Raw genomic sequence first — 9,350 nt, 5'->3', positions numbered from 1 at the left:
GTCATGTGGTTAACATAGCATGTCTTTGCTACATTGGAAGATCTTACCCTTTATCGGGTTACCTACTAATTTAAAAGTAAAATATTAATTATTTAAGAAAATAGGTGTCTGTCCCTCTTTATTTGATGATAAGTATAGTCATTAAAACTATATTACCTCCATCACATAAGAGTTTCTGGAGATGATATACCCTTTTTTATTTTTCAGTTTCATTTCAATATTATAAATTCCCTTTTCTTTTAAATTTAATCTGATCAGTCCTTCCGACATAGGAGGACTGGAAAAATGTTTGACACCATCGGCAGGTATACAACCTATCTCTATTTTGCTTTCTATTGCTATCTCTTCATCTTTAAGTAAGTTAATTTCGGCATAGGTATTTTCATACTTATTCAGTGTATCATTAACAATCCAGATGCTGGAAATTCCTATAGTTCTCAATGCATCCAAACTTATCTTTTCCCTATCCATATCCATCCCAATTAACACCGGTTGGTAAATAATTTTCAAAACATGATAACTTTTTTTTGGCCTTCGAAAATAATCCACCACACTCCAAGTTATAGCATTCCAATTATCTACGAACATAAATTGAAATATTCCAGTTATTTTAGAATATTTATTCTTGCGATAATTTTCTATAGCATATTTTAACAATTTTGATTGATAGTTTTGGCTGTTTTCTATAAATTCCTCGATAGAATCACCCATATCCACCTTGGCTACATTGAAGGTAGTATCGTATTGAAAATCATGATAGGCCCATACTGACCATTTAGGCGGCCAGAGCTCCTCTTTATTCATCATTTCCCTCATCGTCTCTATATTGGGGAGGGCTTGAGCCCCAAATTCACTAATGAAGGGAGCTCCTGGAAGTAAATAAAATTCGTAATAATGAGTCCTGTACCAACCTGGATAGGGATGATAGGCAAAGTCAGAGGCTATATCAATATATCTGGTGAAATCTTTAGCTTTTGCAGTTAAGTATAATAGTGGGTCAAGCGTATATCTATTGGTACTCGGTTCATTATGGCAGCACCAGACAGATATGCTGGGATGATTATAAAATTGCTCTATCATATCCCCAATCTGACTCACCGCATTTTGAACAAATTCATCACTCTCTTCATAGCTCCATTGAAGAGGAAAATCTTGCCATACCAATATTCCAGTCTTATCACAGGCATCATAAAATTCCTGCCGGTTAATATGAGCATGAACTCTTACCGCATTGACATTGGCTTCTTTTAACATCTTTATATCCTGAGCTATTTTCTGGTTATTATATTCGCTTAGCCATTGGGCAGGAATAATATTTGTTCCACGTGGAAAGAACCTTTGGCCATTTAAATACCAGTTCCATTGGTTATCTATCTTTATTTCTCTTATGCCAAACTGCAAGGAACTTTCATCTAAAATGTTTCTTTTTGAATTCAAAAGAATACATTTTAAATGATATAAATATGATTTCCCTCTATCCCAGGTAGTCCATAATTTAGGTTTATCTATCGTCTTCACCAGATGGATATTATTCTTGCCAGAAGATAAAAAAATATTTTTGTCAATCTTATATTTTTCCTTAAATCCCACTCCCGAAATTTCCAATATAATTTCTATTTCTTGCGGGAAAACATGATTGTTCAAAGGCACATCTATATCCAGGCGCGCACGGCCATCTTCTAATATTAAAGAGGATACCTTAATATTTTTTCCCAAATGCATTTTGTGTTTTTCTTCAATGAATATATCATTCCATATGCCTCCGGTATTTTTATCCTGTCCGTATTCAGGGTCCCAGCTACCAGGTCGAGTGTCATGATGGTTGAATATCCCTTTTATCAGATATTTCTTATTAGGCCAAATATCAACAGATTCTTTCGGCGAATCTACCTCAACTTCCAGAAGATTCTCGGTATCTTTTAGCATATCAGTTATCAGAAAAGAAAATTCTTGGAAGTACCCTTCATGTTTTCCAATTAATCTTCCATTCAGTTTCACCTGACAAAAGTAATCCACTCCTTTGAAGACCAGATAATAGTCATTATCTTTCTGGAGAGATATCTCGAATTTCCTCTGATAATATACCTTGCCACTGTGATTTAATCCTTGTAAATACCAATTAGAAGGAACCTGAATATCACTATATTCTTCTTGTTTATTCAAACAATATTGCCATATTCCGTTAAGAGGATACGTTTTCGAAGTCAAAAACATAGACGAATCTCCTTTCTTTAATTCTTTATTAATTATTTTTACCCAGGATTACAGTCACTTCTACTTCTGTATCATTCTTATTATATGGAATTAAATTTCCCTTTATTAATTTTCCATTGATGAGTAAACGCTTGACTCCCTTGCTAACCCCCTCGGGATTTTTTACGGTAATATGATACTTTACTCCCCGGAAGAGCCGAATAACCATATATCCCTTCCAACTTTTGGGAATACAAGGGTCAATCAACAAACCCTGATAATCGGGTTTAATTCCCAAAATAGCCTGGCTAATGGTGACAAAACTCCAGGCTGCTGCACCGGTAAGCCAGGAGTTTTTAGCCTCACCGTAAGTTGGTGCATCTCTTCCAGCAATCATCTGGGCGTAAGCATAAGGCTCACACCGATAGGTTTCATTAAAATTATCCTTGGTACTGGGACAAATTCGTAAGTATGAATTAAAAGCTTTATCACCATTTCCTAAAATAGTCTCTGCTATAGAAATCCAGGGATTATTATGACAAAATATCCCGGCATTTTCTTTATATCCTGGAGGATAAGAAGAAATTTCCCCTAAATTTAAATAATATTGAGTATATGCAGGTTGAAGAGACATAATTCCATGGGGAGTCGATAAATATTTTTCCACGCTATCTAAAGCCATCTGAGCTCTACCATCTTTTAAACCAACACCACCCATAATACACCAACCCTGAGATTCAATAAATATCTTTCCTTCTTCACATTCCTTAGACCCTACTTTATTCCCATAATAGTCATAAGCTCGCAAAAACCATTCTCCATCCCATCCATGTTCTTCAACCGCTTTCTGGATAAGTTTGTATCCTTTATTGAGTTCATTTATTTTTGCTTCAGCACCAATCTGGTGACAAAGCTTTATAAATTCACAACATACATAGAGAAACAAACCGGCAATCATTACAGATTCTGCTGCCCCTCCCTTTATATCCCCGGCTGACTGAAAAGATTCTCCGGGCACTTTGGAAAAACAATTGAGGTTCAGACAATCATTCCAGTCGGCATGACCAATAAGAGGAAGATTGTGTGGTCCTAAATTTTTTAGGGTATAATTAATAGAAAGGTAAAGGTGATCAAGAATAGTAGCTTTGCTACCAGGTATATCTGAATATCTAATGACCTCATCAAGAATTGAAAAATCTCCAGTTTCCTTTATATAAGCACAAGTAGAAGCAATAAACCATAATGGATCATCGTTAAATCCTTTACCTATATTTTCGTTTCCCTCCTTGGTTAACGGTTGATACTGATGATAACAATCTCCACTAGAGAGCTGAATAGCAGCAAGTTCCAGAATTCTTTTTCTTGCTCTTTCTGGAAATATATGCATAAAACCAAGCAAATCTTGATTGGAATCCCGAAAGCCCATCCCACGCCCAACACCAGATTCAAATAAAGAAGCAGAACGAGACAGATTAAAAGTGACGATGCACTGATACTGATTCCAAATATTGACCATACGTTCTATATCTTCATTATCTATTTTCACCTGATATCGACCAAGCAGTCTGCTACAATAGATTTTTAACTCATTCAATGCTTCATCCACAGCTTGGGTAGTGTTATAAAGCTCCAACTTAGTCCATAATGATTTTTTATTAATAATATTGGGAGCTGAAAACTTTTCATCTTCTTTGTTTTCCATATATCCTAATATAAAATGGAGTGTTCTATCTTGTCCCGGCTGGAGGATAACATTGAGCTGATGAACACCAACTGGAGCCCAACCGCTTGCCAGAGAATTAGTGCATTTTCCCTTACTTACCACTTGAGGATTTTCAAATCCGTGATTAAACCCAATAAATGCATCGCGGCTGGTATCAAATCCCTCTATTTTTTGGTTACAGAAAAAATAGGCATAATGATTTCGTCTTTCCCGATATTCAGTTTTGTGAAAGATAGTATCATTTTCTACTTCTACTTCGCCTATATTAAAATTTCGTTGGAAATTAGTCATATCGTCCATAGCATCCCAAAGGCAAAATTCAACCAGGGAAAAAAGGGTTAACCTTTTTTCCTGCTCTCCATGATTTATTATTTTTACTTTCCATATTTCCATATTCTCTCTAAGAGGAACAAAGTAAGTGATCTCTACTTCCACATCATTTTTATATCCCGTAATCACCGAATATCCTAATCCATGTCGACAGGAGTAACTATCTAATGATGTGCAAGTTGGTTTCCAACCGGGATTCCAGATGGTATTACCATCTTTAATGTATAAATAGCGGCCACCTACATCCAAAGGAACATTATTATAACGATAGCGAGTTAGACGCCGCAGCCGAGCATCTAAGTAAAAGCTATAACCCCCCGCTGTATTGGAGATAATTCCAAAATATTTCTTGAATCCTAAATAGTTTATCCAGGGCAAAGGTGTATCCGGGCGGGTAATAATATACTCTTTTTTCACATCATCAAAATGTCCATATGGATTCATCAATGTTTCCTTTTTGAAATATTTTTTTATCCTTTGGTAGCTCCAGCTACTAATCCTTGAACGAATTGTTTTTGTAACACCGTAAAAAATATTAAAACAGGAAGACTAACTAATATACATGCAGCCATCATCCCTCCCCAACGGGCTTCCTGGGCAGTAATATACCTTAGGATACCGATAGCTACTGTTGTGGTTTCATTCCCGGTAAGTACTGAGGCAAATAACACCTCATTCCAAGCCATTACAAATCCATATATTCCAACGGCCGCAATTCCCGGCCTTGCCAAAGGAATGATGACTCTAAAAAGAGCTCCTACTTTAGTACATCCATCAATTTGAGCTTGTTCATCTATTTCTCTGGGAATAGTATTAAGGTAACCTCGCAACATCCAGATAGAAAAAGGTAGAGAAAAAGAAGTGTAAGTGAAGATCATTCCCCAATAGGTATCTCTCATCGGAAGACCTATAATCTTCCTTATCCAGATAAACATGACAAAATAGGGTATAAGAAAAAGAATTCCGGGGAACATCTGGGTTGATAATACAGATATACTATAGGCAGTTCTTCCTGGAAAAGAAAAACGAGAGATAGCATAAGCAGCTAAAGTGGCAATAACAACAGAAAAAAACATTGTCCCCAAGCTTATTATTATGCTGTTTTTAAAATAATCAAATATTTTAACTTCTTTATTTACAGTCTTGTAATTAACCAAAGTAAAATTACGAGGTATCCAACTGGGCTCCTTTCCCGCTATTTTACTATCTGAAGCCTGAATTTCTAATCTTGTTTTAAACGAACCAGAGACCATCCAGGCAAAAGGTGCTAATACCGATATTAAAATCAAAATGACTGCAAAATACAAAAACATCCTTTCCGTTAATCTTTTTGTTGTCCTATTCAATGCTCTACCTCCCCTGGTCGGATCTTTTTAATGTATAAAATACTGAAAATCAACATAATTACCATCAAAATCACCGACATGGCTGCTCCAATACCGTAATGAAAAGAATTAAAAGCCTCTCTTAAAATTAGGGTAGAGGGAACTTCTGCGGCAACACCGGGATCGTCACCCAGCATAACATAAAATTGATTAAAGGCATTAAAATTCCATAGTGTGGATAATAGTAATAGAACGGAAGTTATAGGCATAAGAAGAGGAAAGGTAATATATCGAAACTGCTGCCATATTGAAGCGCCATCAATCTTGGCCGCATCATACAACTCGAAAGGAATAGTCTGTAATCCTGCTAATAAAATTAAACAGGTAAAAGGCCAACCTTTCCAAATGCTAGCCACCATAACTGCATAAATAGACTTATCACCAACTAACCAGACCTTCGTCTCTGAAATCAAACCCCAGGATAATAAATATTTATTTACGATACCTATTCTCGCTTGAAACATGAACCTCCAAACACTATAAGCGACTGAATCAGGAATAATATAAGGTAAAAGTATCAATCCTCTAACAATGGTTCTCCCTATAAATTCCTGGTTTAAAATTAAAGCTACTCCTAAACCGATAAAATAACCGATAGAGATTACCGCAATTCCGTAATAGGTTATGTTCCATAAAGAACGTAAAAATCGCCCTCCTGTTGGACTATTTATATCCAAGCCCTCTAAATAATTACCGATCCCAATAAACGGAGCTTTAGACCAATCACTAATGGTATATAGATCAAGATCACTAAAGCTAATTATAAATCCCCATAACATAGGAAGAATATGAACTAAAATCATACAGATAAGAGCAGGTATAATTAAATAATAAGCAATTCGATTTTTTTTTATTTTCTGAATAAATAAATGCATATTTTTTTTAAAATTATTTCATAGTATTCTTTCTAAATAGTTAATCGACCAGTCCACATCATGGTTCTATAAGGAGAGAAAACAGTCTTTCCTTTATTGGTACTCAACTGTTTTCTCCTTTTGTTTAAACGAATCTATCTCTCTATTTTTCTTTAGCTAAGGCTCTATCTACTGCCGCAGCTGCCAGATCTAAATATTCTTTAGCTGTACCTTCAGTATATTTTCCATTAACGTAAGTACTTAAAATATTTTTAAATTCACCGACTACCGCATTTTCAATATCTCCCCAAACTCCTAATGGAGGATAAGCAGTGGCATAAGATAAAGTCTCTTTAAATACTTTCCAAACCCCGGTATTATAATAAGGATCTTCAAAGGCTTCAATCTTTGCGGGTAACATATGAGTCAGGTTCTTGGTATAATCAACTAGTACCTGCTTCTCTATTAGATAATTCACCCAGGCTTTTGCCGCTTCTTTGTGTTTGCTATTGGAAAAAATGACTAAGTTGCTTCCGCCTGAAAAGGAACCTTTACCAACTGGACCCTTCGGAGGTTCGACAATACCATAATTCAAGGTAGGATTCTCGCTTTCAATATTTGCAATGTTCCATGGTCCCATATAACACATCGCCACATTTCCATTGATAAAAGCAGAATCAGCTTGTGGCTGGTTGTATTCAGCACAGGCTTGATCTGCTAATCCCCTCTTTACTAAATCAACATACCATTGCATAGCTGTAATACCTGCACCACTATTGAAGGTTGCTTTCTTATGATCCGCACTTAACAGGTCACCTCCAGATTGCCATAAAAGGATAGCCCAGTTATGCAGTAGATCCCAAGCGTTGGTCCCAGCCATTGCAAATGCTCTACCCGTTCCAAATTTAGAATTAATTTTTTCTCCTGCCAGCACTAATTCACCCCAAGTCGTAGGTGGTACTGCCCCTGCTTCCTCAAACATATCCTTATTATAGAACAGACATCTTGTTTCCGCAAACCAGGGAATACCATAATAATTGTCTTTGTAGGTAGTAGACTCTAAGTTTGCTGCCATAAAACTATCTGCCCCACCGAACCCATTTATATCAATCTGTTCTAATCCGCTAGTAGCAGCAAATTGCGGATTCCAGGTAGTGCCTACCTGAGATACATCACATATTGGTTCGATGAGTGACATCGATATTTTTGACCATGCATCACCCCAACCAACTATCTCATAATTCACGGTAATACCAGTCTTCGCTTTAAAATCAGCCGCTGCTTTCTCTATCCAAGAAAGATGGGATTCATCAGGAGCATTAGGCATAGCCCAAAAGACTATAGTTTCTTGTGCCCAGGCCATTCCTGCATAAAGAAAAAACACTACTAATACTAATAATATAATTTTCTTTAACATTTTTTAATTTCCTCCCTTTACCAGAACTTTTTAATACTTTAAAATAAATTTAATCACCTAGAACATTTTTAATCTTGACCTATCACCCCCTTCACTTGGAAGAAAGAGAAATTGCAGATTCCCGCTTGATTAACTCTACTGGAAGGATAACTTGCCTTGGAGTTCTTCCTTTTTTATGGTCGGAAATTATCCGATCCAAGAGCAACTCGGCTGCTATTCTACCCATTTCTACTCTTCTTTGTTTTATGGTAGTAAGTGGTGGGATAATATAAGGTGAAATATAACTATCATCAAATCCAACGATAGAAACTTCCTCAGGAACCGATATTCCTTTATCATTCAAAGCTTTAATAGCTCCAATCGCCATTTGATCATTCGTGGCAAATATGGCACTAAAATCTAATCCATAGTTATCCAGATATTCTTTTACACTTAAATGCCCACTATCTACGGTAAAATTTCCATTCAGGATAAATTGACTTTTAATTTTTATTCCTTTATTTTTCAAAGCTCTTTTATATCCATTAAACCGTTCTTTAGAAGAATCAATAAAAGGAATCCCTTGAATGATTAAAATAGAAGAATGTCCAAGATTCAATAAATACTCTGTTGCCATATATCCACCACCAAAGTTATCTATTTTTACCGTATCAACTTGTAAGCCGTGAGGGTCTCGGTCCAATAAAACGATATTATAACCTCCTTCTATCAGAGAATGAATATAATCATCATCACCACAGGTAGTGACCAATATGGCACCATCGACCTTTTTCGCCTGAAAAAAGTTCACTCCTACCAGTTCTTCTTTGATAATACGGTGGTTTAATGAGATGATAACGTTATATCCTTTCTCTGCTGTCACTGATTCAATACCATCTATTATTTCTCCATAAAAGTCACCAAGTGCATCTGGTACAGCAATGCCAATACATTTAGAAAGATTAGTCTTTAGGCCGCTTGCCATAGCAGAAGGAGAGTATCCCAATTCCTCGATTACTTTTAATACACGCTTACGTGTCTTGGGAGAAACACCGTTATTTCCGTTAAATACACGGGAAACGGTAGTAATGGAAACGTTTGCCTTTTTTGCCACTTCTTTTATAGTTATGTTCATATTTTATCACTTCTTTTATAATAGAAAACGTTTTCTATTATATTAACTCAAAATCTATTTTCTGTCAAATAATTTATAATACTTTTATAAAACAAATACCAAAAAATAGTTTAAGACCGGTTTGATAAAAATTAAAAGAGGTACTAATTATAATTACAAGATGAAGGCTTACCCTGGAAGAGTAGGAAAAGATGAAGAATAAAATTCTCCATCCCTATATAAAACAGTTCCTTGAGAAGGATATTCAATTGGGGTAGCTCCGGGAAGGTCTTTTTCTTTGATTAAAATATAAGATGATTATTACCTTTCGATATATTATAATATAATGATAAAT

At 35.8% G+C, this 9,350-nt stretch carries 6 protein-coding genes; all 6 read right to left on the bottom strand.

The features are described 5' to 3' along the window. Positions 1 to 147: 147 nt before the first annotated feature. Complete coding sequence (locus ENO17_00190; GenBank protein HER23474.1) at positions 148 to 2,214, bottom strand: beta-galactosidase; 2,067 nt, start codon at positions 2,212 to 2,214, stop codon at positions 148 to 150. A 28-nt stretch (positions 2,215 to 2,242) separates the two neighbouring features. Continuing rightward, positions 2,243 to 4,690 (bottom strand): glycosyl transferase, encoded by a 2,448-nt coding sequence (locus tag ENO17_00185; protein ID HER23473.1) that lies wholly within the window; start codon positions 4,688 to 4,690, stop codon positions 2,243 to 2,245. A 26-nt stretch (positions 4,691 to 4,716) separates the two neighbouring features. Further along, positions 4,717 to 5,499: a carbohydrate ABC transporter permease gene (locus ENO17_00180; protein HER23472.1), complete on the bottom strand. Its 783-nt coding sequence runs from the start codon at positions 5,497 to 5,499 to the stop codon at positions 4,717 to 4,719. A gap of 89 nt (positions 5,500 to 5,588) precedes the next feature. Next, positions 5,589 to 6,434 (bottom strand): sugar ABC transporter permease, encoded by an 846-nt coding sequence (locus ENO17_00175; protein HER23471.1) that lies wholly within the window; start codon positions 6,432 to 6,434, stop codon positions 5,589 to 5,591. Between the two features lie 214 nt (positions 6,435 to 6,648). Then, positions 6,649 to 7,902: an extracellular solute-binding protein gene (locus ENO17_00170; GenBank protein ID HER23470.1), complete on the bottom strand. Its 1,254-nt coding sequence runs from the start codon at positions 7,900 to 7,902 to the stop codon at positions 6,649 to 6,651. Positions 7,903 to 7,993: 91 nt separating this feature from the next. Further along, complete coding sequence (locus ENO17_00165) at positions 7,994 to 9,016, bottom strand: LacI family transcriptional regulator (protein ID HER23469.1); 1,023 nt, start codon at positions 9,014 to 9,016, stop codon at positions 7,994 to 7,996. Positions 9,017 to 9,350 lie beyond the last annotated feature (334 nt).

This window comes from Candidatus Atribacteria bacterium (assembly GCA_011056645.1).
Taxonomy (GTDB): domain Bacteria; phylum Atribacterota; class Phoenicimicrobiia; order Phoenicimicrobiales; family Phoenicimicrobiaceae; genus Sediminicultor; species Sediminicultor quartus.
The sequence above is the reverse complement of the archived record's forward strand: the minus strand, read 5'-3'. Positions and strand labels throughout refer to the sequence as shown.

Coding starts and splice junctions, on each gene's coding strand:
- ENO17_00180 (HER23472.1), bottom strand. CDS start 5,499: ATGGTCTCTGGTTCGTTTAAAACAAGATTAGAAATTCAGGCTTCAGAT.
- ENO17_00170 (HER23470.1), bottom strand. CDS start 7,902: ATGTTAAAGAAAATTATATTATTAGTATTAGTAGTGTTTTTTCTTTAT.
- ENO17_00190 (HER23474.1), bottom strand. CDS start 2,214: ATGTTTTTGACTTCGAAAACGTATCCTCTTAACGGAATATGGCAATAT.
- ENO17_00165 (HER23469.1), bottom strand. CDS start 9,016: ATGAACATAACTATAAAAGAAGTGGCAAAAAAGGCAAACGTTTCCATT.
- ENO17_00185 (HER23473.1), bottom strand. CDS start 4,690: ATGAATCCATATGGACATTTTGATGATGTGAAAAAAGAGTATATTATT.
- ENO17_00175 (HER23471.1), bottom strand. CDS start 6,434: ATGATTTTAGTTCATATTCTTCCTATGTTATGGGGATTTATAATTAGC.